Source organism: Rothia koreensis (assembly GCF_052232265.1).
Classification (GTDB): domain Bacteria; phylum Actinomycetota; class Actinomycetes; order Actinomycetales; family Micrococcaceae; genus Rothia; species Rothia koreensis.
Genome location: NZ_CP197643.1, coordinates 2,785,222 through 2,807,582, shown reverse-complemented (window position 1 = coordinate 2,807,582; position 22,361 = coordinate 2,785,222). Strand labels below are relative to the sequence as shown.

The 22,361-nt window shown below is 65.3% G+C and carries 20 protein-coding genes; 14 read left to right on the top strand and 6 right to left on the bottom strand.

The window, feature by feature from the left end:
* Positions 1 to 3 precede the first annotated feature (3 nt).
* The 7 genes from ACTSLZ_RS12510 to ACTSLZ_RS12480 all read left to right on the top strand — a co-directional run bounded on the left by ACTSLZ_RS12510 (position 4) and on the right by ACTSLZ_RS12480 (position 6,977).
* Positions 4 to 780 carry a 2-keto-4-pentenoate hydratase gene (locus ACTSLZ_RS12510; protein ID WP_443095220.1) on the top strand — a complete coding sequence of 259 codons (777 nt, stop codon included), beginning with the start codon at positions 4 to 6 and terminating at the stop codon, positions 778 to 780.
* Positions 781 to 820: 40 nt separating this feature from the next.
* Complete coding sequence (locus ACTSLZ_RS12505) at positions 821 to 1,663, top strand: IclR family transcriptional regulator (RefSeq protein WP_129314557.1); 843 nt, start codon at positions 821 to 823, stop codon at positions 1,661 to 1,663.
* 56 nt (positions 1,664 to 1,719) lie between these two features.
* Positions 1,720 to 3,324: an aldehyde dehydrogenase (NADP(+)) gene (locus ACTSLZ_RS12500; protein WP_443095219.1), complete on the top strand. Its 1,605-nt coding sequence runs from the start codon at positions 1,720 to 1,722 to the stop codon at positions 3,322 to 3,324.
* A 33-nt stretch (positions 3,325 to 3,357) separates the two neighbouring features.
* On the top strand, positions 3,358 to 4,695 hold the full coding sequence (locus ACTSLZ_RS12495; RefSeq protein ID WP_443095218.1) for a flavin monoamine oxidase family protein: 1,338 nt from the start codon (positions 3,358 to 3,360) through the stop codon (positions 4,693 to 4,695).
* Between the two features lie 12 nt (positions 4,696 to 4,707).
* A complete protein-coding gene (locus ACTSLZ_RS12490) occupies positions 4,708 to 5,172 on the top strand; it encodes a riboflavin kinase (RefSeq protein ID WP_443095217.1) in 465 nt (154 codons plus the stop codon).
* A gap of 274 nt (positions 5,173 to 5,446) precedes the next feature.
* Entirely contained in the window at positions 5,447 to 6,211 is a 765-nt protein-coding gene (locus tag ACTSLZ_RS12485; RefSeq protein WP_443095216.1) for an SDR family NAD(P)-dependent oxidoreductase, read from the top strand.
* A 55-nt stretch (positions 6,212 to 6,266) separates the two neighbouring features.
* Positions 6,267 to 6,977 carry an SDR family NAD(P)-dependent oxidoreductase gene (locus tag ACTSLZ_RS12480; RefSeq protein WP_443096140.1) on the top strand — a complete coding sequence of 237 codons (711 nt, stop codon included), beginning with the start codon at positions 6,267 to 6,269 and terminating at the stop codon, positions 6,975 to 6,977.
* Positions 6,978 to 7,029: 52 nt separating this feature from the next.
* Here the strand turns inward: ACTSLZ_RS12480 and ACTSLZ_RS12475 are convergent, their stop codons facing one another.
* On the bottom strand, positions 7,030 to 7,977 hold the full coding sequence (locus tag ACTSLZ_RS12475) for a sugar-binding transcriptional regulator (protein ID WP_129314563.1): 948 nt from the start codon (positions 7,975 to 7,977) through the stop codon (positions 7,030 to 7,032).
* A 141-nt stretch (positions 7,978 to 8,118) separates the two neighbouring features.
* Between ACTSLZ_RS12475 and ACTSLZ_RS12470 the strand changes: the two genes are divergently transcribed.
* The 4 genes from ACTSLZ_RS12470 (at position 8,119) to xylB (ending at position 14,101) form a co-directional block, all read left to right on the top strand.
* Positions 8,119 to 9,213, top strand: coding sequence for a zinc-binding dehydrogenase (locus ACTSLZ_RS12470; RefSeq protein WP_129314564.1), 1,095 nt, complete (start codon positions 8,119 to 8,121; stop codon positions 9,211 to 9,213).
* Positions 9,214 to 9,354: 141 nt separating this feature from the next.
* Entirely contained in the window at positions 9,355 to 11,046 is a 1,692-nt protein-coding gene (locus tag ACTSLZ_RS12465; protein ID WP_443095215.1) for a dihydroxyacetone kinase family protein, read from the top strand.
* A gap of 70 nt (positions 11,047 to 11,116) precedes the next feature.
* Positions 11,117 to 12,622, top strand: a complete 1,506-nt coding sequence (locus tag ACTSLZ_RS12460) for a mannitol dehydrogenase family protein (protein WP_443095214.1) — start codon at positions 11,117 to 11,119, stop codon at positions 12,620 to 12,622.
* A 90-nt stretch (positions 12,623 to 12,712) separates the two neighbouring features.
* The gene (gene xylB / locus ACTSLZ_RS12455; RefSeq protein WP_443095213.1) at positions 12,713 to 14,101 is read left to right on the top strand and encodes a xylulokinase; all 1,389 of its coding nucleotides are present in this window, start codon (positions 12,713 to 12,715) and stop codon (positions 14,099 to 14,101) included.
* 7 nt (positions 14,102 to 14,108) lie between these two features.
* Here xylB and ACTSLZ_RS12450 read toward each other — a convergent pair whose 3' ends face one another.
* From ACTSLZ_RS12450 to ACTSLZ_RS12430, 5 genes are all read right to left on the bottom strand, one after another.
* Complete coding sequence (locus ACTSLZ_RS12450; RefSeq protein ID WP_443095212.1) at positions 14,109 to 14,849, bottom strand: GolD/DthD family dehydrogenase; 741 nt, start codon at positions 14,847 to 14,849, stop codon at positions 14,109 to 14,111.
* On the bottom strand, positions 14,846 to 15,592 hold the full coding sequence (locus ACTSLZ_RS12445) for a GolD/DthD family dehydrogenase (protein ID WP_443095211.1): 747 nt from the start codon (positions 15,590 to 15,592) through the stop codon (positions 14,846 to 14,848). Before ACTSLZ_RS12445 ends, ACTSLZ_RS12450 begins: the two co-directional genes overlap by 4 nt.
* A complete protein-coding gene (locus ACTSLZ_RS12440) occupies positions 15,589 to 17,121 on the bottom strand; it encodes an FGGY-family carbohydrate kinase (protein ID WP_443095210.1) in 1,533 nt (510 codons plus the stop codon). Before ACTSLZ_RS12440 ends, ACTSLZ_RS12445 begins: the two co-directional genes overlap by 4 nt.
* A 57-nt stretch (positions 17,122 to 17,178) precedes the next feature.
* Entirely contained in the window at positions 17,179 to 17,892 is a 714-nt protein-coding gene (locus tag ACTSLZ_RS12435) for a DUF1109 domain-containing protein (protein WP_129314571.1), read from the bottom strand.
* 268 nt (positions 17,893 to 18,160) lie between these two features.
* Complete coding sequence (locus ACTSLZ_RS12430) at positions 18,161 to 18,895, bottom strand: HAD family hydrolase (protein ID WP_443095209.1); 735 nt, start codon at positions 18,893 to 18,895, stop codon at positions 18,161 to 18,163.
* Positions 18,896 to 19,173: 278 nt separating this feature from the next.
* Between ACTSLZ_RS12430 and ACTSLZ_RS12425 the strand changes: the two genes are divergently transcribed.
* The 3 genes from ACTSLZ_RS12425 to ACTSLZ_RS12415 are packed head-to-tail and all read left to right on the top strand — an operon-like array spanning position 19,174 to position 22,361.
* Positions 19,174 to 20,235 carry an ABC transporter substrate-binding protein gene (locus ACTSLZ_RS12425; protein ID WP_436594528.1) on the top strand — a complete coding sequence of 354 codons (1,062 nt, stop codon included), beginning with the start codon at positions 19,174 to 19,176 and terminating at the stop codon, positions 20,233 to 20,235.
* Between the two features lie 12 nt (positions 20,236 to 20,247).
* A complete protein-coding gene (locus tag ACTSLZ_RS12420) occupies positions 20,248 to 21,288 on the top strand; it encodes a FecCD family ABC transporter permease (protein WP_129314574.1) in 1,041 nt (346 codons plus the stop codon).
* Positions 21,285 to 22,361: a FecCD family ABC transporter permease gene (locus ACTSLZ_RS12415; RefSeq protein ID WP_443095208.1), complete on the top strand. Its 1,077-nt coding sequence runs from the start codon at positions 21,285 to 21,287 to the stop codon at positions 22,359 to 22,361. Before ACTSLZ_RS12420 ends, ACTSLZ_RS12415 begins: the two co-directional genes overlap by 4 nt.

Sequence of the window (22,361 nt, the reverse complement as noted above, 5' to 3'; positions counted from 1 at the left end):
TTCATGGATATCGAGACAATCGCCCACTCCATCGTCGACGCGACCGACCGTCGCGAACCGCTCGACCGAATCTTCCCGGATGAGACGGGTTTGACGCCCGACCGCGCATTCCGTGTCCAACAGGAAGTGGTCCGGCTCAAGGTCGAACGCGGGGACGCGGTGGCGGGGTTCAAGCTGGGGAACATCGCCAAAGCGATGCAGAACCGGTTCGGGATCGACCAACCCGATTTCGGGTACATCATGGCTCATCAGTTCCATCCGGAGAACGTGACCCTTCCGTCCGAGGACTATATTCAGCCTTTCGTCGAGCTGGAACCGGCGTTCGTCCTGAAACGTCCCTTGGGCGGAAAACACACCACGTCCGCGGACGTCATCCGCGCGACCGATTGTGTGATTCCCTCCCTGGAGATCATCGACTCCCGGGTCAGGGACTGGGACATCGGCATCTTCGACACGTTGGCCGACTCCGGCTCCACAGGGGCGATCGTTCTCGGCTCGCAACCGAGGTCCCTGAGCGACGTCAATCTTGCGGACATGCCGGGGCGGATCGACATCGACGGGCGCACGGTCATGACCGGCAATACGTCCGAAATCTATGGAAGTCCCATCTCGGCGATCGCGTGGCTCTGCCGGCGGCTGTCGGAATACGGGATCACGTTCTCGGAGGGCGACGTCGTTCTTCCCGGCAGCTGCCTGGAAGCGATCGAGATGCAACCCGGAACAGACCTGGAAGGCGTGTTCGAAGGATGGGGTGGTGTCCGCGTGAGATACGGAAGCTAGGCCATAGGCTGGTGGTAATCGATAGGAAGGCCACCACAGAATGACCGACAAAGACCTCGAAGCAACCTCTGGCACGACGGGCGGCAACCGGTCCGTGGCCCGGGCGGTCCAGATCATCAGGGCCGTAGCCGGCAGCCCGGACCCCGTGACGGTCAGCGAAGTCGCGAGAATCGTCGACTTGCCCAGGCCCACGGTCTTCCGCATCCTCCTCACCCTGGAGGAAGAAGGGTTCGTCGATCGCTCGAGCAACCATTACAAGCTCGGATGGGACCTTGCTCGTATCGCTCGCAGTGTGGACCCGACGGTAGGCATCGCGGCCCGGGTCGAACCGATCGTCCAAGGCATCGCGGAGGACCTCGAGGACACCGTGACCCTGAGTGTGATGCAGGGGCCCGGCGACCTCGACCTGGTCATGCAGAAGTCGCCCAGAACGATGGCCGTGCGGCTCAACGACATGAGCGGCATGAAATGGCCGTTGCACGCGTCGGCCACCGGGAAATTGGTGCTGGCGGATCTTAAGGAGCAAGAGCTCAGGTCCATGGCGGCTTCGGGGCTCAAGAAGATCGCATCCAAGACCATCACGGACTACGACGACCTGGTCAAGGAACTCGAATCCGTGCGGGGCAACGGGTGGGCAGAGATCGAGGACGAACTCGAGGACGGGGTCTACTCGCTGGCCGTTCCGATCCAGGACAGCCACGGAGTGATGGTTGCGGCCCTCGCCCTCGTGGCCCAGAGCTACAAATTCGACTCCGTGAGCTTCCGCAACGAGAAATTGCGGATCCTGCTCAACGGGGCCCACGACATCAAGAAACTGCTGTATTCCGCGACGTCGAACGAAGACAACGAATCTTCCGAGGGCTCGATCCAAGTGAGCCAATGATCGGATCCTGATTCTTCCTCTGTCGACGCCGCGGGACCGGCGAAGGAGGAAGACTCATGACCACGACCACCATCCAGGGTTCGCTCATCGGCACGCGCTCGGTGACCGGAGGCGCAGGAACCGTCCGCGGCGTGGATCCCCGGACCAATCAGGCCTTCGGGGACGAATTCTCGCTTCTGGACTCGGACCAGGTCGACGAAGCGACGCGGCTGGCCGACGAGGCCTTCGCGACCTACCGGTCCACGGACCCCGAGACGCGAGCCGTCTTCCTGGAATCGATCGCCGAGAACCTGGAATCCGTGGGCACACAGGTTGTCGAAACCGCCCAGCGGGAAACCGGGCTCCCCGAGGGGCGACTGTCCGGGGAACTGGTCCGCACGGCCAATCAGCTTCGCCTGTTCGCAACCGTGGCCCGGGCGGGCGACTACCTGGGAGCGCGAATCGAACCGGCCCTTCCGGACAGGAAACCGCTGCCCCGTCCGGATCTCCGTCAGGTCAAGATTCCTCTCGGCCCAGTTGCAGTCTTCGGAGCCTCGAACTTTCCCCTGGCGTTCTCGGTCGCCGGAGGCGACACGGCGTCCGCCCTCGCGGCGGGTTGCCCCGTCGTGTTCAAGGCTCACAACGCCCATCCCGCGACCAGCCGCATCGTCGGGCAGGCTATCGCGGACGCGGTGATCTCGGCGGGCCTCCCGGTGGGAACATTCTCTTTGGTCTACGGGGCAGGGAAATCCGTGGGCCAGCAGCTGGCGGCGTACCCGCGCATCAAGGCCATCGGCTTCACGGGGTCGCGATCCGGCGGCGTCTCCCTCATGGAGACGGCCGCGGCACGCACGGTACCGATTCCGGTGTACGCGGAGATGAGCTCGATCAACCCGGTGTATGTCCTGCCGTCCGCGATCCGAGACAACGCAGGCGCGCTCGCGGAGGGTTTCGTCGGGTCCCTCAACGGATCGGCGGGTCAGCTCTGTACGGCTCCGGGCCTCCTCTGGGTTCCGGAGGGCGCTGAAGGGGACGCTTTCGTCGACCTCGTTGTCGAGGAGCTCTCCCGTGTGAGTGGGCTTCCCATGCTGACCGAAGGCATCTGCCGGTCCCGCGTCGAGGGGGAAAAGCGAATCGCCGACGTGGAAGGGGTCGAACTGATTGCCCGGGGGCACGAGGGAGACACCGAAAACGCTCCGGCCCCGACCGTCTACCGGACCACGGCCGAGAACTTCCGGGCCCGACCCGAACTCTCCGACGAAGTTTTCGGGGCCTTCTGCCTGGTCATCACATACTCCTCCGAGGCCGACCTGCTCCAGGCCGTCGACTCGACGGAAGGTCAGCTCACCTCGACGCTCCACCTGGATCCCGAGGATGCCCAGGACATTCGTTTTGCCCGGGATCTCGTCCCGGCGGTCCAGCTCACGGCCGGTCGGGTGCTGTTCAACGCGTGGCCGACCGGCGTGGACGTCGGAGACGCCATGGTCCACGGCGGGCCCTTCCCCGCGACCTCGGACGGCCGGTCGACGTCGGTCGGAACCCTCGCCATCGACCGTTTCCTTCGCCCGGTGGTCTTCCAGTCCACGCCCGAGGCACTCCTGCCCCAGAGCCTGCTGGATTCGAACCCCTGGAACCTGGTCCGCCGCGTCGACGGCGAGTTTGTCCTGCCCGAGAACCAATAGCAGCGCCACCGGATAACAGCACAGAAGGAAAACATGATGCAGACATATGACGCAGTCGTCGTCGGCGCCGGATTCGCGGGTCTGGTCGCCGCGCGGGAGCTCGGACGCAAAAACAAGAAGGTGCTCGTCCTCGAGGCCAGGGACCGTATCGGTGGACGCACCTGGACGGACCACCGCCTGGGCCGGGACCTGGAACTCGGCGGAACCTGGGTCCACTGGACGCAACCCCACGTCTGGTCCGAAATCAGCCGCTATGGTCTCGAAGTCACTCGCGGTCCCCGTGCCGAACGGACCTACTGGTATTCCGGAGGCCACGTGGAGACCGGAGACCTCGAAGAATTCATGGATCTCATCGATCCGGGAATGACCCGGCTCCTGGAGGACACGACCGATTGGATTCCGCGCCCGGACACTCCGCTCGCCAACGAGAAGCTCGCCGAAGCCGATGCCGTGACTCTCCAGGAGCGGCTCGACGCCCTCAACCTGCCTCCCGAAGAGCAGGACGCGAACGCCGCGGCGTGGGTGGGTCACTTCAACGGCCCGCCGGATCGCAGCAGTTTCGTCAACGGGTTGCGGTGGACCGCCGCCGCGGCGGGGCACTGGAAACTGATGCACGAGTCCACGGCAATCTTCCGTCTCAAGGAAGGGACGAAGACCCTGGCCGCGCGCATCGCGGAAGAATCTGGGGCCGAAATACTGCTCGACAGCCCTGTCCGTGCGATCCGTCAGGACGACGACGGCGCAACCGTCGAGTTCGGGGACGGACAGGAGGTCCGGGCGCGCGACGTCGTCGTGACCCTGCCGCAGAACGTGCTTGACCGCATCGAGTACTCGCCGGAGCTGTCCTCCGAGAAGAAATCGTCCTCCGAGGAGAAGACCGCCTCGCAGGGGATCAAGGTCTGGATCCGGGTCAAAGGGCCGATCGAACCGTTCTTCGCCTATTCGACACCCCGACACCCGTTGTCGGTGATCCGTACCGAGTACGTGGGAGAGGACGACGCCGTCCTCGTCGCGTTCGGTGCCGACTCGAGCCGCCTCGACATCGAGGACATCGAGCAGGTCCGCGAGGCCGTGCGGGCCTGGCGCGATGACCTTGAGGTCCTGGAGGCCACCGGCCACGACTGGATGTCGGACGAATGGGCGGGGGAGACGTGGATGATCAGCCGCCCGCACCAATTCACGACCTACCACGAACTCATGAGCCGGGCCGAAGGCAGAGTCCACTTCGCGAGCGGGGACTTCGCCAATATCTGGGCCGGGTTCATCGACGGTGCGATCGAGAGCGGATTCCGGGTCGCGCGGGAGATCGACGACGCCGACCACGACACCGGGCCAGAGGGAACCGGTCCCGCGCCGCAGGGTGAGCAGTAAGGAGATGGCGACATGACCACGATTACCGGACGAGTGGTACCGGGGGACCAGAGGGGCCGGACCCTGGGGTTCCCGACTGCCAATATTTCGATCACGGGGCGGGAGGACCTCGACGGCGTGTGGGCCGGAACGGTTCGGCTGCCCAGCGGGGCAGCTTATCCGGCCGCCGTGTCGATCGGGCGACGTCAAACGTTCTATTCGGGGTCGGCAGAACCGTTGTTGGAGGCCCATGTCATCGGGTACACGGGCGATCTCTACGGTCTCGAACTCCGCGTGGACCTGGAGGCCTTCCTGAGAGAACAGCTTCCGTTCCGCAACGTCCAGGATTTGATCGACCAGATGCAACGCGACGTCGCCCACACCCTGGTGGCGCGGGAGTCGTGGGAGACCTGCGGGGGCCTCGGCCGCGCCGACGCGGCGGTGTCCGTCGGAGGGCGTGCAGCAGTGGCGGCGGCGGTTGCGGACACCCCTCGATGACGGGCGTCGGAACCCGGCCCGAGCCACGGCAACAGATGCGGCAGGGAACGCTGGGCGCAGCACCGCGGGTTCCCCGATGGGCGATACAGCGTGTCGCCTCGGCGGTGGGTGCCGGAGCATACACCGCCGATCCGCACACCTCCCGCCGGACTGGGGCTACTGCCCGACGGGAATCGATCGGGGCGATCGCGCGACAAGCCGGCGTGAGCAAGAGCCTCGCCCGAAGGTGCCTGGCCCAGCTGGCGACATTCAATGAGCAAGGAGACGGATAGACATGCGCTACGAGAACAAGGTTGCTGTGGTGACCGGAGCGGCGGGCGGCGTCGGTCAGACCCTGGTGAGGAAGCTCGCGGACGAGGGGGCGGCCGTGGTGTTGAGCGATCTCGCCGAAGAAAAGACGAGCAGACTCGCCCAGGAGATCCGTGACCGGCAGGGTCGGGCCGTGCATCTGGCGGGGGACATCCGCGAGCCCGAATACTGCGGCAAGCTCGTTGAACTGGCCGAGAAGGAATTCGGACGCCTCGATATCGTGGCGAACAACGCGGGCATCATCCCCTGGGGCACGATTCTCGAAACGACCGACGACATGTGGCACACGGCCCTCGACGTCAACCTGACCGCCATGTTCTACATTTGTCGCGCCGCGATTCCTCTGATGAAGGCCAATGGCGGAACAATCATCAACACCTCTTCCGTATGGGGTGTCTATCCAGGTCCGGGTCACATCGCGTACTGCACGAGCAAAGGAGCCGTTGCCTCGTTCACGAAAAGTCTCGGCCGGGACCACGCCCCGGACGGCATCCGGGTCAACGCGGTGTGCCCCCACGAGATCAATACGCCGATGCTCCGGTCCGGATTCGAGCGGCGTGGTCTCGACCCCGAGAGCGCTGTGGACGACCTGGGCCGAACTGTGCCGCTGGGACGTGTCGCAGAACCAGAGGACATAGCGGACGTCATCCTCTTCCTGGCCTCCGACGAATCCCGGTACATCGCGGGCGAAACTATCGAAGTGACCGGCGCGAAGCCGGTGGGAAGCTGAGGATCCATGCAACTCGCTGACAAAGTGGCGCTCGTGACGGGCGGGGGGCCAGGGGATCGGGCGCGGAATCGTCGAAAGATACCTTGAGGAGGGCGCGAATGTCGTCGTCGCCCAACGCTCGCGTCTGGATGCTGAGCTGGAAGAGCGTCCCGACGTCGCCCATGTGCCGGTCGATCTGTCGGACGCGGTGGCACTCGCGGACGTGGTCGACCGGGCCGCCGAGGTCTTCGGGGCGCTCGATATTCTGGTCAACAACGCCGGGCTCATGGCTGAGCACCACATCTCGGAGTTGCCCCTGAAGGACTGGCAACGCATGGAAGCTGTCAACGTGACGGCCCCGCTGTTCCTGTCGCAGGCCGTCGTCGCCCACCTCCGGAAGAGAGGCGGAGGAAGCATCATCAATATCGGATCGGTCGAGGGAATGCTCACCAACCCGGCCCACGCGGCCTATGCGGCTTCGAAGGCCGCGGTACACGGTATGACCCGAGCCATGGCCATCGACCTCGGACCGGTGGGCATCCGGTGCAATGCCATTGCGCCCGGTTGGATCACCTCGGACCTGAGCGAGAAGTACCTGGACTCCAAGGAGAATCCGGTTGAGGCCCGCTCGGCCCTTCGCGATCTTCACCCCGTCGGACGTCTCGGCCAGCCGACTGATGTCGGGGATCTCGCAGTCTATTTGGGCGGGGACCACTCGGGGTTCCTGAGCGGCGAGGTCATCGTCCTCGATGGCGGCCGGACGATTCGTTTGCCCACCCCTGACTGATCGGCGCCTCGTGGGTGCGGGTGGCCCGAGTGCAGCCGAACGCCGAGAGCGCCTAGACCCGCAACGCCCGCAGGATGTGGGTTGCGGTCGCTTCGTCCGTGACCAGGCGGCGGAAAAACTTCATCGACGCCGCAGTGACGATCGACCAGCATTTTTCTTCGCCCACGGCCACGGCCGTGGAATACGGGATCGTGGACAGATCCTCGGTCGGGATGCGCACGATGCGGTCCGACCCGGGAAACGTCAGCTCCCGACCGTCGCGATTGAAGAAGTGAAGGCAGACGTCTCCGATCGAGTCGGGGAGGCTGTCCTTCGGAATCGCCGAGGACAGTGAGGTGCGTCCCGTGGTGGGGGACCCGATGCCGACGATCGCTCCCTTGGCAGAGCGCCACAGCCTGCGCACTTCTGCGAAGGACTCGTCCTTCTGCAGTGCCTGGTAGATGCTCTTCGAGGGAATCGCGCTCGCGAACAAGGGGGTGTGGGTGCTTCCCGTGTTCTGGGAGAGCATCCGGACGATTTCATTGGTCTGGTGCCAGGCCTCCGGCTCGGACACGCCGCCCACCGACGGCACCAGCTTGACCCCGTCCATGCGGGAAAGCCTCATCTGCGCGATGCCGTAGAGGGCCATCCCCGAGGAGATCACGAGCGCATCCCCCGAGGTCAGCCGCATCGCGTCCACGGCCCGCTGGACCGGGGGAAGCATCCCTTGCCCCATGGTCGAGGGCTGCATGCCGCGGGCGAGGTAGACCTCTTCCAGGTGCAGGGCCGAACGAAGCCTTTCGGCCAGGTCGGACCGGCCCTCCGCATCGGGATGAATGATGCGTATCTGGACCATCCCGCTGGTGCGTGCGTGGGTCAGCATGCGGCTGACGGTGGGGCGCGAGACCTTGAAGGCTTCCGCGATCGCGGATTGCCCCTTGCCCTCTTCGTAGTACATCCGCGCGACGGCATAGAGGCGGTCGGCGTCGTAGAGGTCTTTGGGATTCTTCTTCTCGTCCATGGGTACTCGCTTGACGTGTTTCAGGTTTCGCTACATCGTAACGCCGATCACCCCCAGTGTGAACATTTGTGCTTGACATGTGTGCTGAGGTCTAAAACAATGTGTTGTGCGTGACATCACGTGCGACACGAAGGAGTGACCATGAGCACCACCGCTCTACCGACCGAGATGCGGGCCATCGTCTGCAACAAGCCAGAGGACTACACCCTCGAGACGCGTCCGGTACCGCAGCTCGGCTCCGACGACATGATCATCCAGGTGGAAGCCGTGGGTGTCTGCGCGTCGGATCTGAAGTGCTACCACGGGGCCGTCAAGTTCTGGGGCGACGAGAACCGTCCCCAGTGGGCCAAGGAAGACACCATTCCCGGGCACGAGATCACCGGCACGATCGTTTCCGGCACTGACCAGGCGTTCAACTACCACGGTGTCCATGAGGGGGACCGCATCGTCGTCGAGCAGATCGTTCCCTGTGAGGAATGCCGTTTCTGTCTCCGCGGCGAGTACTGGATGTGCGGCCCGCACGACATGTTCGGATTCCGCAATTTCGACGGCGGCATGGCCGAGTACATGCTCGTTCCCAAGCGGGCGCGGGTGCACAAAATTTCTTCGGACGTGAAGCCCCAGCACGCGGCCTTCGCCGAGCCCCTGGCATGCTCGTTGCACGCCGTCGAGAGGGCCAACATCAAGTTCGAGGACGTCGTCGTGATCGCCGGTGCGGGCCCCATCGGTCTGGGCGCCATCATGGGTACGCGGGAGAAGAACCCGCTCACGATCGTTGCCCTGGACATGGACAACGCCAAGCTCGATCTCGCCAAGAAGTGCGGCGCGGATGTCACGATCAATATCGCCGAGGAAGACGCGATCGCCAAGATCAAGGAGATGACGGACGGCTACGGCGCCGACGTCTACATCGAGTGCACCGGTCACCCCTCCGCGGTCGGTCAGGGCCTCAACCTCCTGCGCAAGCTCGGAACCTACGTCGAGTACTCCGTCTTCGGCCAGGACGTCTCCGTGGACTGGTCCATCATCTCGGACGACAAGGAACTCAGCGTCCTCGGCGCGCACCTCGGGCCGTACACCTGGCCCAAGGCCATCAGCCTCATCGAGTCGGGCAAGCTGCCCCTCGACGAAGTCTGCACCCATCAGTTCCCGCTGGAGAAGTTCCAGGAGGCCTTGGACAGCGTCGCCGACTCGGCCGGCTCGTCCATCAAGGTCTCGATCTTCCCCCAGCAGTAACCGCCTTCGGGTGCGGCCCGGCCAGCCACGGGCCGCACCCTTCGGCCACCCCTTGGGGGCACGAACATCAGGCCCCTGCCACGGACGACCAGGTCGACGGCTCGCGCGCAGTTCGGCGACCACCAGGAGGAGACCGCTCCCATGACCAAGCTCTACAACGATCCCGCCGAATTCTCCGATGAGCAGCTCGAAGGGTTCGTCGACCTGTATTCGGACCGGTTGGCCCAAGTGCCCGGTGGCGTGATTTCGCTTCCGCCCAAGACCCCGCAGGTTGCCGTGATCGTCGGCGGCGGCTCGGGTCACTATCCGGCGTTCGCCGGCCTCGTCGGACCGGGATTCGCCTCCGGCGCCGTGGTCGGCAACATCTTCACGTCGCCCTCCGCCGCCCACGTCTATTCCGTGGCCAAGGCCGCAGACCAGGGCAAGGGCGTCGTGCTGACGTTCGGCAATTACGCCGGGGACAACATGAACTTCGGCATCGCCGCGAAGATGTTGCGTGCCGAGGGGATCGACACCCGCGTCGTCGTCGTCAAGGACGACATCGCCTCCGACCCCCAATTCGACAATCGCCGCGGGATCGCCGGCGACTTCACCGTCTTCAAGGCGATGGGAGCGGCGGCCGCGGCGGGCAAGAGCCTCGACGACGTCGAACGCCTGGGCAACCTGGCCAACCGACGCACCCGGACCCTCGGCGTCGCCTTCTCGGGATGCACGATGCCGGGCGCGAAGACCCCTCTTTTCGAGGTCAAGACCGGCCAGATGGGCGTTGGGCTCGGGATCCATGGGGAGCCGGGAATTCGTGACGATGTCCGGCTGTCGGCAGAGGAGCTGGGCAGGCTCCTGGTCCGCACGGTCCTCAAGGATGCTCCGGAGGAACCCGGCGGTCGGATCGGCGTGATCGTCAACGGCTTGGGCACCACGAAGTACGAAGAGCTGTTCCTCCTCTACAGGACCATCGCGCCCCTGCTGCGCGATGCCGGGTACGACATCGTGCACCCCGAGGTCGGCGAACTCGTGACCAGTCTCGACATGGGCGGAGTGTCCCTGACCGTGTTCTGGCTCGACGACGAGCTGGAGCCGTTGTGGACCGCGGATGCCTACGCCGCGGCCTACCGCAAGCAGGGTGCTCCGCTGGGAACCATCGACGAGACGTACGAAGGCAAATCGACGGCCCTGGACGAGGACTCTCTCGTGGAGGCCAGCGACGCAGCGCTCGAGATTGCCCAGCGCGTCAGGACCGCGGCCTCGGCCGTGGCCGACCTGATGCACGAGCAGGAGGCGTATCTCGGGGAGATCGATGCCTACGCGGGAGACGGCGACCACGGGCGCGGAATGGTCCGGGGAAGCGATGCGGCCCTGGAAGCCATCGAAGAGGCCCCGGAGAAAGCAGGTCCGGCGTCGCTCGTGAAGTCTGCGGGACGTTCCTGGGCCATGCAGGCCGGCGGCACGTCGGGTGTGCTGTGGGGAGCCTCGTTGGAGGCAGCGGCGAACACGATCGACGACGCCGCGGAGGACTTCGCGGACGACGACCTCCTTCGTGCCGTCAGGGCCTTCGCGGACTCGATGGTCACCCTCGGCGGCGCCTCGGTCGGCGACAAGACCCTTCTCGACGCGTTGCTGCCGTTCGCGGACAGTCTCGAAGCACACGGCGGTTCATTGCGAGAGGCATGGGCGGCCGCCGTCGCGGATGCCAGGGAGAGCGCAGAGAAGACCTCCGAACTCCGTCCGCAGAAGGGAAGGGCGCGGCCCCTGGCGGAGAAGTCGGTCGGTCACCCGGACCCGGGAGCGATTTCGATGGCGATGATCTTGGAACTGCTCGGCAAATCCTTGTAATTCCATCCCGATTCATCGGAACGACGTCCAGCGGTCGCAACAGATCGCAGCCTACCGAAAGGCCGACATCATGGTCAGACTCAAGAACTCGACGCTCCAGGACATCGAACGGTCTGCGACGTCACGACTTCCCGAAGGCAGCACCTTCCGGGTTCCGTCCTACGACCGCAGCGAAATCGACGTCGGCGTGGTTCACTTCGGGGTCGGTGGTTTCCACCGTGCTCACCAGGCGAGGTACTTGGACGAGCTCTTGTCGCAGGGTGAGGCGAAGGACTTCGCGATCTGCGGCATGGGTGTTCTGCCGAATGACAAGTTCATGCGTGACACCCTGGCCGAGCAGGACTACCTGTACACCCTGGTCGCTCGTTTCCCGGACGGACATGAGGACATTCGGGTCATCGGATCGATCGTCGACTACATCTGGGCCCCGGAGGACCCGGCCGGCGCGGTCGAGTACCTCGCTCAGGAGAACATCAAGATCGTGTCCCTGACCGTGACCGAGGGCGGGTACAACTTCAACCAGGTCACGCACGAATACGATCTCGAGAACCCGCTGGTGGCCGCGGATCTGGCGGATCCGGAGCATCCGCGTACGGTTTTCGGGCTGGTGACTCAGGCGCTGAAGGTGCGCCGCGAGCGGGGCATCACCCCGTTCACCGTCCGGAGCTGTGACAACATCCAGGCCAATGGCGACATGGCCAAGCGGGTTTTCACCGCTCATGCCCGGGCCGTCGACCCGGAACTGGCCTCCTGGATCGAGGGGAACGTCAGCTTCCCGAACTCCATGGTCGACCGGATCACCCCGGCGACCACGGACGAGGACAGGCAGTACGTCCGAGACGCATTCGGATACGAGGACGGTTGGCCCGTCATCACCGAAGATTTCATCCAGTGGGTCATGGAGGACGACTTCGTCAACGGTCGGCCACCCTACGAAGACGTCGAGGTCCAGATGGTCGACGACGTCGAGCCGTACGAAAAGCTCAAGCTCCGGATGCTGAATTCCTCGCACCAGGGCCTGTGCTACTTCGCCCACCTCGCGGGGTACCACAAGGTGGACGAAGCCGTGTCGAACCCGCTGATCGCCGACTTCCTCATGGCCTACATGATGCGCGAGGCGAAACCGACGCTCGATCCCGTGGAGGGAATCGACGTGGACGAATACGCCCGCACGCTCATCAGCCGGTTCACCAACAAGTACGTCAAGGACACCGTGCCGCGGCTCTGCGCCGAATCCTCGGACCGCATACCGAAGTGGCTCATTCCGGTGGTGCAGGACAACTTGAGAAGCGGTGGCGAGGTGCGCATGGCGGCGGCCATCGTGGCCAGTTGGGCGCGCTACGCCGAGGGCATCGACGAGCAGGGCAACTCGATCGCGATCGTGGACAACGCGGAGGAGAAGGTCCGAGCCGCCGCCCAGGCCCAGAAGGAGGACGAACTCGCGTTCCTGAGGGACAAGGACTTCTTCGGCGACTTGGTCGATCAGCCCCGGTTCACGGAGGAGTACGTCGCGGTCTTGCGGTCATTGCACGAGGTCGGCAGCCTCAAGACCCTGGAGAAGCTCCTGGCCGATTGATATAGCGTGGGTGTGCGCGTCCCCGGCGGATTCCATGGGTCTGCGCCGGGGATTTGCGGTGCCAGTAAGAGTCGTGAAGGAGCGTTCGGCATGAGTACGTACGTCGTGGGTGTGGATTCCTCCACGCAATCCTGCAAGGCGGTGCTGGTCGACGCCGCCACCGGAGAGGTCGTCGAGGAACGCCGGGCCGCTCACCCCGCCGGGACGGAAGTGGACCCCACGGAGTGGGTCGCCGCGCTCAGGACGGTGACCGAGGATCTCCTTCCCCGGGCTTCGGCGGTGGCGGTCGGCGGACAGCAGCACGGCATGGTTCTCCTGGACGAGAACGACGACGTGATCCGCCCCGCCCTCTTGTGGAACGACACCCGATCGGCGCCCCAGGCCGAGGAGCTGCTCGAATGGTTGGGCGGTCCGGCCGAGGCCGCACGCCGCATCGGAAGCGTCCCGGTGGCCTCCTACACGGCGACCAAAGTCCGGTGGGTGCGCGAGAACGAGCCGCGGAACGCCGAAAGAATTCACCGGATCGCGTTGCCGCACGACTACCTGACCTGGACCCTCAACACGTCCGGCGACCTCTGGACGGACCACGGGGAGGCCTCGGGGACGGCGTACTACGATCCCGAGTCCAAACAGTGGCTGAGGGACGTCGCGGAATGGGCGGCTGGCCACGCGGTCGAGTTGCCCCGCCTGGCTTCGCCGAATCAGGCCGTGGGGCAGACCTCCACGGGTGCGCTGATCGCCCCGGGAACCGGAGACAACGCCGCCGCGGCATTGGGCCTTGGTATGGGGCCGGGCGACGTCAGCATGTCGATCGGAACTTCGGGGGTGGTCGCCGTGGTCAGCGATGTTCCGTCGCAGGACCCGACGGGATCCATCTCGGGATTCGCCGATGCCTCCGGACGGTACTTGCCGTTGGCGACCACGCTCAACGGGGCCCAGGTTTTCGACAAGGCCGCGCACCTGCTGGGCGTCTCCCACGAGGAACTCTCGGACATGGCGCTGTCCGTCGAGCCCGGGGCCGGCGGATCCGTGTTCGTCCCGTACCTCGCGGGCGAGCGGACCCCCAACCTCCCGGAGGCCAGGGGCCAGTTCTTGGATATCGGTGCCGACTTCTCGCGGGAGACCATGGCCCGGGCGATGATCGAGGGGCTGGCATGCTCAATGGCCGAGAGTCTGAGGAAGGTCGAGCAGCAGACCGGGACACGGGCGCAACGCGTCCTCCTGATCGGAGGGGGCGCCCAGTCGCGGGCCTTCCAACAGATATTGTCCGGCGTGATCGGGGGACCGGTGCTCCTGCCCGAAACGCGGGAATTCGTGGCCCTCGGAGCGGCTCGGCAAGCCGCGTGGGCGTTGTCCGGTGCGAGCGAGCCGCCCCGTTGGGAGGCCGCGGACACCGTGGAGGTCACGTCCGACCCGACGCCGTGGCTCCTCGACCGGTACGTCGAATGCCGCGATCGGATCTACCCGGAGACAGCCTGACGGACGGTCAGACGTTGCTGTAGCCGCCGTCGATCAGCAGGTCCGCCCCGTTGATCATTCCGGCTTCGGGGGAGACGACGTAACCGACCATGGCCGCGACCTCTTCCGGATCCGCGAAGCGGCCTGCGGGAATCCTGCTCCGGGCGTCGTCGCCCTTGGCCCCTGACCAGGCCATTGCTCCCATGTCGGTCGCGACGATGGTGGGGGAGACGGTGTTGACGGTCACCCCGTGCGGCCCCCATTCGGCGGCCAAGACCCTGGTCAGTCCGGATACCGCGGCCTTCGACGCGCAATACGTCGCGTGGTCCTCGAGCCCGACGACGCCGGCCTGGGAACCCAGGTTCACGATGCGGCCGTACCCGGCTTCGATCATGGTCCGTGCGGCTTCCCGCGCCATGAAGAATGTGCCGCCGAGGTTGACGTCCATGACGGCCCGCCAGTCCTCGGAAGGAACTTCGGACGCCGGACCGACCTTGGAGATCCCCGCGGAATTCACCAGAATCTGGGGTGTTCCTCGTTCGGTGACCACCCGATCCACCACGTGGCGGGCGGCGTCCGGGTCCGACAGGTCGGCGCGCACGGCCATGTGGTCGCTACCGGGAAGCCTGGCCACGGAGTCCTCGACCTGCCGTGAGGACCCGACGCCGACGACGCAGGCGCCGCGCGAGGCCAAGTCTCTCGCAACGGCGAAACCGATGCCGCGCCCCGCGCCCGTGACGATCGCGATGGAGCCATCGAGGCTGTTCATACGCTCGTGTAGCCGCCGTCGATGACCATATTGGTGCCCGTGACCATGGCGGCTTCCTCAGACACCAAGTACCCGACCATGGCCGCGACTTCCTCGGGCTGGGCGAAGCGCCCGGCAGGAATCTGCCGCTTAGCCGCCTCTCCTTTTTCCCCGGCCCAGGCCTTCTTGCCGAGTGGGGTTTCGACGATGGTCGGCGAGACCGCGTTGACCGTGACTCCCTTTGGTGCCCATTCGAGGGAGAGGACCCTGGTCAGTCCGACGATGCCGGCCTTCGAGGCGCAGTATGCGGCGTGCTGGTCCAACCCGACCACCGCGCCCTGGGACGCGAGGTTGACGATGCGCCCGTACCCGGCGTCCGTCATGAGTCGACCGATGGCCTGGGCCATGTAGAAGGAGCCGCTGAGGTTGATATCGATGGTCTTCTTCCAGTCCCCGGGGCTGAGCTCGGTGGCCGGATCGAGGAAGACCACCCCGGCCGAATTGACGAGAATCTGAGGTGTCCCCAGGCCGGAGGCGATGTCGTCGGTCACCTTGCCGACTTCCGCCGGATCGGACAGGTCTGCACGAAAGCCGTGGTGACCGCTTCCGGGCAAAGCGGCGAGCGCATCCTCGAGTGCCGGTGACACATCGACCCCGGCGATCCGGGCGCCCTTCGCGGCCAGGTGTTCGGCGATGGCCGCGCCAATACCGCTTGCCGCGCCCGTGACGACGGCGATGCTGCCAGCGAACGGTTGCTCACTCATGCTTGCTCCTCGGTGATGGTGGTCGACGTGTCGGGCTCGGGTTGTTCGGGTGCGTGGCCGGTTCTCTCGGCGACCCCCGCCAGGTGGTGCTGGATGTCTGCGGTTGCCTCGTACAGGCTCCGGTAGTCCTCGTACAGCGCGTCGTACACGGGGGTCTCACGGGGCTCGATGGTCTTTTCGACCGGGTTCCATTGATCCAGGTCGTCGACGACGCCGAGGGCCTCCGCGATCATGAACGCATCACCGTAGGCCGCACCCACGGAATAGCGGTGGATGCGCTGTGGCCGACCGGTGACGTCGGAAACGATCTGCGGCCACAGGTCCGAACCGACACCACCGCCCGCGGCGGTGATCGAGTGGATGGAAGCGCCCGCCCGCTCCATGACCTCGATGTTGTGCCGAACGGCGAAGGCGGTTGCCTCCAGGAGAGACCTGTAGACGTGTCCCCGTCCGTGCTCGAGGGTCAGCCCGATCATCACGCCGCGCGCATCCGGGTCCTGGATCGGTGTCCGCTCTCCGGCGAAGTAGGGCAGGGTCAGCAGGCCGTCCGACCCGGGGGCGACCTGTTCGGCCGCTTCGATGAGGGCCGTGTATTCGCGCACCCCGGAGATGTCCCGGAACCACTGGGTCAGCGCGCCGGAGGTGGCGAGCCCGCCGGCAAGATTGCGGGTGCCCCGGCGGGTTCCGGTGGTTCCCCACATCGAGGCGTGCCGCAGCCTTTCCCCAGAGTTCGCGATGAGGAACAGCGTGGTCCCGTACATCAGGAACAACTCGCCGTTCTCGGTCGCTCCCACGGATTCCTGCTCGGCCCAGGCGTCGATGCTGCCGAAGATCACGGGTATTCCGGCCTCGAGCTCCGGCAGGTCGGGGATTTCTTGCGTCCGGCCGCAGACCTCGTTGCTCCAGCCGAGGCGCGGCAGTTCGGTGCCGCGAGCGAGACGCTCCGCCATGTCGGTGTCCCATTCCTGGGTCTGGGGATCGTACAAGGGAGTGCACTGGCTCGCCGAATGACGATCCAGAACGTATTCGCCGGTGAGATGCTGGATGATCCAGCTTGAGGGCATATAGAAACGGGCGCCTCTCGCGAATGCTTCCGGGTACCTCTTGGCGAACCACAGCAATTTGGGCCCGCCCGCCTGGGACGTGAGTTGGGAATCGTAGCCCTTGAGGAGTTCCAGCTGACCGAGCTCCTCGGCGAGCTCCTCGATCTCGGCCCGGGCCCGGTAATCCACGCCGTAGAGAGCAGCAGGTGCGATCGGTCGGCCCTCGCTCGCGACGCCGACGCAGGGCCCCATTCCGGAAACCCCGATGCCCTCGATCCGCACGGAGTTGCTGCGCACCAGGTCGCCGTAGAGTTCCTGGAATTCTTTCCACCAGATGGTCATGTCCATCTGAACGACTCCGTGAGCAAGACGCTCGACCTCGTGCTCCCGGGTCCGGGAGTCGAGGACCGAACCGTCGTGGCCCACCAATACCGCCTTGGTACTGGAAGTGCCGACATCGAGACCGAAGAATGCGCTGGTTGCCATGGGAACCATATTGGTACAGATCACAGCTCGGGGCCATTCACCGCGGCCCGAGAGTACTCAGCCGTGTCCCTGGATCCAGTCCGAATCGTAGAGGTCCCCGGTCGATCCGCCCCGCTTCTTCCTGTCGCGCTCGGCGTAGTCCGTGCGCCGCAGGATCGCATCGTCGTCGTCGGGAGTGCTCCACAGGCCGAGGGCGACGAGGCCGGCGGCGAGGCTCGCCATGAGAAGGAACAAGAATCCCAACTCGGTCCACATCACCACATGATTCCGCACGAGGACGTCGTTGGACCCGTGCATCCAGTGGGGAACCATGTACCCGATCACGAAGAAAACGATGCTGAGCGCGACCATGCCTGCTGGAAGCCAGAACCACCGTGTGCCGCGACGGGCCTGCCGCCTGCCTTCGTGGTCCCGAAAGACAGGGACCAGCCGCCACCGGACCGATATCAGCCCGGCGGCTCCGACCACCAGGGGCAGTGCCCCGAGAATGGCCCACCGCGGGTGTGCGGCCGCCGCGAGGCCGAAGACCACCAGGATCCCCAGCATGCAACTTGCAAACGAAAGGCCGCCGACCATCCGGCGGTAGGCGCTGGCCCGAGGGCGAATGGGGTGGGGTGTGGCCGAGCCGTTGTCCGCGCCCGCCATGGGTCCACGGGAACCGGAGGTCTGGTGGTCCGGGTGATGTCCACCGGGGCCGTTGATCCTGATCCCGTAGGCGGGTGGCTCCTCGTCCGCGGCATGCATTCCGCCGGCGCCTCTGGTGCTGCTCATTCCGTGCCTCCCCTCAGGCCCCGTGGCACCTCGTGCTCGGGCTCGACTGCTTCTTCCATCGTAGGCCTCCCGACCGCCGCGTGTAACGGCCTGTGGATACGTTGGAGACCAGAACCTTTCAGGATCGGTTCAGGCCCAATGCACCGAAATGTCAGCTGCGTTGGATAACCTGACTAGGCAACACCCGGTGATGCGAGGAAGTGCGAGCCCCGCAACGCCGGGTGTTGCTTTGTGTCGTGCACCCGCCGTGGCTCGACGAGCGGAGACTCTAGGACCCGGTTCCGAGCCAGGTGCGGACCATCTGGCGGAATTCTGGGTCCTCGAAGCTCGTGGTGGCGAAGTGGGCCGGAGGGGCGGCGTCGACATCCTCCGCGAGCACCGTGACTCTCGTCCCGGCTGCCACGGCCGCCTCTGCGCCCGGGGTCGAGTCCTCGAAGGTCAGCGCCCGATCGCACTGGGCTCCCAGGTTGTTCACGGCCCGGATGTACATGTCCGGTTCGGGCTTTCCCTGGGCGACGTCGTCGCAGGAAACCCAGGTCCCCAGGTACTTCTTGAACCCGGTGGTCTCCAATTTGGCGTCGAGGATCGTTCGCGTCGAATTCGACGCAACACCGACCGGCAGGACCTCTGAGAACTCGCGCACCAGGTCCATGGCGCCAGGAATGAGGTCGACGCCTCGCTCGATGCGTTGAACGTCCAGAGCGGAGAGCATCGACAGGATTTCCTGACCGCGCCCCTGTACCTCCGCTTCGGGTGCGTTCTCGGGAAGCTCCTCGGCCGCCAGGGCCTCGGCGATGGTCGCGGCCGGAAGGGCCGTCAGTCGGTCGGCGAGATGTTCGGGGCTCGCCAGCCCCAGATCGTGGCTCACGCGCGCGATGGTGGTGACCCACGATTTCTCCGTGTCCATCAGGACGCCGTCGCAGTCGAAGACCACCGCGGTGGGGGTCCAGTCAGAGGGGAAAACGGAAGAGCCCAGCGGTGTGGAACGTCGAGAGAAAGTCATGAAGCCATCATTTCAGATGATTTCCTCGCCGCAGGCTTCGTGTCCGTGCTCGCGATTGCCCGCGTGCCTGCGGCGAGGCCGGAGCTGTCACGACCGAAGGCATGGATTCAATCACAAATGACTGTCCTAATTCGGTCTGGGCCATAGTATGATGAGGCTTGCCTTATGTTGGGGGCGAGTTCGCACCCGACGGTCACGAACACCCGCACCCCAGGGAGCCCGGCGATCGCTTCCCTCGATCGAACGCAGCCCCACCTGACTAGGAGATACATCACATTATGGTTTCCATTTCCCGTGGCACCTTCTTGAAAGCAGCCGCCGCGTCCGCCGCGGCGCTCGCCCTGGCCGGATGCTCGACGGGCTCCAACGACGGAAAGGATTCGTCCGCGGCCGGCGGCAGCTCGTCGGCGGATCCCGATGCGTTCCCCGTGACCCTCGAATCCCAGTTCGGCGAGACGAAGATCGACTCCGAGCCCAAGAAGGTCGTCGGGCTCGGCTGGATCAACGCCGAGATCGCGCTCTCGCTGGGCGTCGTCCCCATCGGTTCCGGGTACGTCGGTTGGGGCGAGAACAAGAACCACTCGACCGACTGGTTCGATGACAAGGTCAAGGAGCTCGGCGGCGACCAGCCGACGCGGTTCTCTGAGACCGATGGGATCAATTTCGAGGAGATCGCCAAGCTCTCCCCGGACCTGATTCTCGCGGCGGTCGGCAGCATGGACCAGGAAACCTTCGACAAGCTCAAGGAGATCGCTCCCGTCGTGGTCTACTCCAAGGACCACAAGGACGGCTGGATGGTTCCGTGGCAGGACTCGACCAGGACCATCGGCAAGGCCCTCGGCCGCTCGTCCACGGCCGATGACGTCGTCAAGAAGGTCGAGTCCAAGCTGAAGGAGGCCGGCGAAAAGCACAGCCAGATCAAGGACGCCACGTTCGTCGCTTCGAACCTGTCCGTCTCCGAAGCCCAGCCGAGCATTTCCGTGTACACCCAGGGGGACGGCCGGGTGAATTTCCTCGAGAGCCTCGGCATGAAGAACTCGGAGGCCGCCGAGTCCGTCAAGGCCGACACCTTCTACGGAACCTGGTCCAACGAACGCGCTTCCGAGCTGACCTCCGACATGATCTACTCCTGGGTCGAGTCCAAGGACGACGTCGAGAAGATCAAGTCCAACGACGTCCTCAAGCAGATCCCTGCGATCGCCAAGGACGCGGCAGTTCTGGACTCCGACCAGAAGAACGGTCTCGGCATGGGCAACACCCCCTTGGGCATCGAATGGTTGGTGGACAACACCGACTTCATCGACAAGATTGCCGACGCCGTGTCGAACGGCAAGAAGTAGTTCCGAGAGTTGATGTCCGCAGCCGCCGAATCCGTTCGGCAGAGTACGCCGGTCAGGCGCCGGTCCCGGAGGGGCCTGGTCCTGGTCGGCGTGCTCGCGCTCTTCGTCGTCGCCGTGATCGGGTCCCTGCTCATCGGGTCCAAACCGGTCGACCCGGTCACCGCGGGACGCGCCCTCTTCCACCCGGATGCCGGTTCCTCGGAATCCGTCCTCATGGCCAACCGCCTGAGCCGCACGGTGATCGGAATCGTCATCGGCGCGGTTCTCGCCGCCGCCGGTGCGGCGATGCAGGGCGTCACCAGGAACCCCCTCGGTGATCCGGCGATTCTCGGGATCAATTCCGGAGCGACCTGTTTGGTCGTGGTCGGTATCGCGACCGTCGGTGCCTCCGGTGCCGGGACCTACGCGGTGTGGGCTGTCATCGGTGCCGCACTCGCGGCCGTTCTGGTGTACTCGATCGCAAGCATCGGGCGATCGGGTGCGACGCCGGTCAAGCTCGCCCTGGTCGGGGCCGCATTCAGCGCGGGGGCGATGTCCATCACCAATGCGATGATCCTGCAGGGTCAGGACACTCTCGACGAATTCCGCCACTGGCAGATCGGTTCGCTGTCCCGTTCGACCTATGGGGATCTCCTGTCCGTCCTGCCTCTGGTCGTCATCGGAGTCGTGCTGACGGTCGGTCTCGCTTCCTCGATCAACAACTTCGCCCTGGGCGACGACATGGCTCAGTCTCTCGGGGAAAAGGTCGCCCTGAAGAGATTCGTGATCTTCGTGGGCATCACCCTCCTGTGCGGCGCGGCCGTCGCCCTGGCCGGGCCCATCGCATTCCTCGGCCTCATGATTCCTCATGCCCTGCGCGCCGTCCTGGGACCCGACTATCGGTGGATCATGCCGCTCAGCCTCGGGGCCGGCCCCGTGATCCTGCTGTGGGCCGACGTGGTCGGACGTGTGCTCCTGCCTCCCACGGAGATCGAGGTCGGCGTGACCATGGCAATCGTCGGCGTCCCGATCTTCATCTACCTCATTCGTACCCGGAAGGCGGTGAACCTGTGAGCACCGCAATCGATCAGCGACCGGATGCCCCTGCGGCAGAAGCCGTCCAGCGCGAGGTCGGATTCCTCCGTCGTCGGAGGAGCGTCCGCCCGGTGGCCATGGTCATCGCCCTCGCCATCGGGCTGGTGGGGGTCTTCGCGATCCGCGTTCTTCTCGGAACCTACACGGTCGCGATCCCCGACTTCTTCTCGATTCTTGCCGGACACTCCATCCCTGGGGCGGCCGGAGCGAAATTCATCGTCCTGCAGGACAAACTGCCTCACGCCGTCCTCGGAACCCTGGCGGGCCTGGCCTTCGGCTGCTCCGGCGCGATCTTCCAGCTTCTGCTCCGCAACCCGCTCGCCAGCCCCGACATCATCGGGATCAACACCTCGGCGAGCCTCGGAGCCGTGGTGGCTGTCTCCATGTTCGGGGCCGCCGGAACCGGCATGGCCACGGGTGGCCTCATCGGAGCGGTCGCATGCGTTGCGGTGATCTTCGGGCTCTCGGCGCAGCGGGAGAGCATGGTCGGAAACAGGTTCATCCTGATCGGTCTGGGAATTTCCGTGCTGGCCGTCGCCCTGACCAATTACCTGTTGTCCCGAGTCAACATCTACAAGGCCGCCGACGCCGCGATCTGGCTGACGGGGTCCCTCGGATCGGCCTCATGGCAACGGATTTCCGTTCTCGGGCTCGTACTGGTGGTCGTGTTGCCGCTGATCGCGCTGTTTTCCAGGAATCTCCACGCGCTCGAGGTGGGGGACGAGATGGCGTCGGGCTTGGGCGTACCCGTGGCGAGTACCCGCTGGCTCTACGTCGTTCTGGCCGTCATGCTCGTGGCCTTCGCCGTCGCCATGACGGGTCCCATCACTTTCGTCGCTTTCGTATCCGGTCCGATCGCCCGGAAATGCGTCGGCGGCAAGCATTCCCTCACCGCGTCCGCGCTGATCGGCGCAATCATCGTGGTGCTCGCAGACTTCGTGGCCGCCAATTTGATCCCGGGCGGCCGACTCCCCGTCGGCGTCGTGACAGGCATCGTGGGCGCGCCCATCCTGCTCTGGCTCGTTGCCGCTGCCCAGAAAGAGAGGTCTTGA

Bases quoted from the DNA above. Each gene is read 5' to 3' on its own strand.
- ACTSLZ_RS12510 (WP_443095220.1), top strand. From the start codon at position 4: ATGGATATCGAGACAATCGCCCACTCCATCGTCGACGCGACCGACCGT.
- ACTSLZ_RS12505 (WP_129314557.1), top strand. From the start codon at position 821: ATGACCGACAAAGACCTCGAAGCAACCTCTGGCACGACGGGCGGCAAC.
- ACTSLZ_RS12500 (WP_443095219.1), top strand. From the start codon at position 1,720: ATGACCACGACCACCATCCAGGGTTCGCTCATCGGCACGCGCTCGGTG.
- ACTSLZ_RS12495 (WP_443095218.1), top strand. From the start codon at position 3,358: ATGATGCAGACATATGACGCAGTCGTCGTCGGCGCCGGATTCGCGGGT.
- ACTSLZ_RS12490 (WP_443095217.1), top strand. From the start codon at position 4,708: ATGACCACGATTACCGGACGAGTGGTACCGGGGGACCAGAGGGGCCGG.
- ACTSLZ_RS12485 (WP_443095216.1), top strand. From the start codon at position 5,447: ATGCGCTACGAGAACAAGGTTGCTGTGGTGACCGGAGCGGCGGGCGGC.
- ACTSLZ_RS12475 (WP_129314563.1), bottom strand. From the start codon at position 7,977: ATGGACGAGAAGAAGAATCCCAAAGACCTCTACGACGCCGACCGCCTC.
- ACTSLZ_RS12470 (WP_129314564.1), top strand. From the start codon at position 8,119: ATGAGCACCACCGCTCTACCGACCGAGATGCGGGCCATCGTCTGCAAC.
- ACTSLZ_RS12465 (WP_443095215.1), top strand. From the start codon at position 9,355: ATGACCAAGCTCTACAACGATCCCGCCGAATTCTCCGATGAGCAGCTC.
- ACTSLZ_RS12460 (WP_443095214.1), top strand. From the start codon at position 11,117: ATGGTCAGACTCAAGAACTCGACGCTCCAGGACATCGAACGGTCTGCG.
- xylB (WP_443095213.1), top strand. From the start codon at position 12,713: ATGAGTACGTACGTCGTGGGTGTGGATTCCTCCACGCAATCCTGCAAG.
- ACTSLZ_RS12450 (WP_443095212.1), bottom strand. From the start codon at position 14,849: ATGAACAGCCTCGATGGCTCCATCGCGATCGTCACGGGCGCGGGGCGC.
- ACTSLZ_RS12445 (WP_443095211.1), bottom strand. From the start codon at position 15,592: ATGAGTGAGCAACCGTTCGCTGGCAGCATCGCCGTCGTCACGGGCGCG.
- ACTSLZ_RS12440 (WP_443095210.1), bottom strand. From the start codon at position 17,121: ATGGCAACCAGCGCATTCTTCGGTCTCGATGTCGGCACTTCCAGTACC.
- ACTSLZ_RS12435 (WP_129314571.1), bottom strand. From the start codon at position 17,892: ATGAGCAGCACCAGAGGCGCCGGCGGAATGCATGCCGCGGACGAGGAG.
- ACTSLZ_RS12430 (WP_443095209.1), bottom strand. From the start codon at position 18,895: ATGACTTTCTCTCGACGTTCCACACCGCTGGGCTCTTCCGTTTTCCCC.
- ACTSLZ_RS12425 (WP_436594528.1), top strand. From the start codon at position 19,174: ATGGTTTCCATTTCCCGTGGCACCTTCTTGAAAGCAGCCGCCGCGTCC.
- ACTSLZ_RS12420 (WP_129314574.1), top strand. From the start codon at position 20,248: ATGTCCGCAGCCGCCGAATCCGTTCGGCAGAGTACGCCGGTCAGGCGC.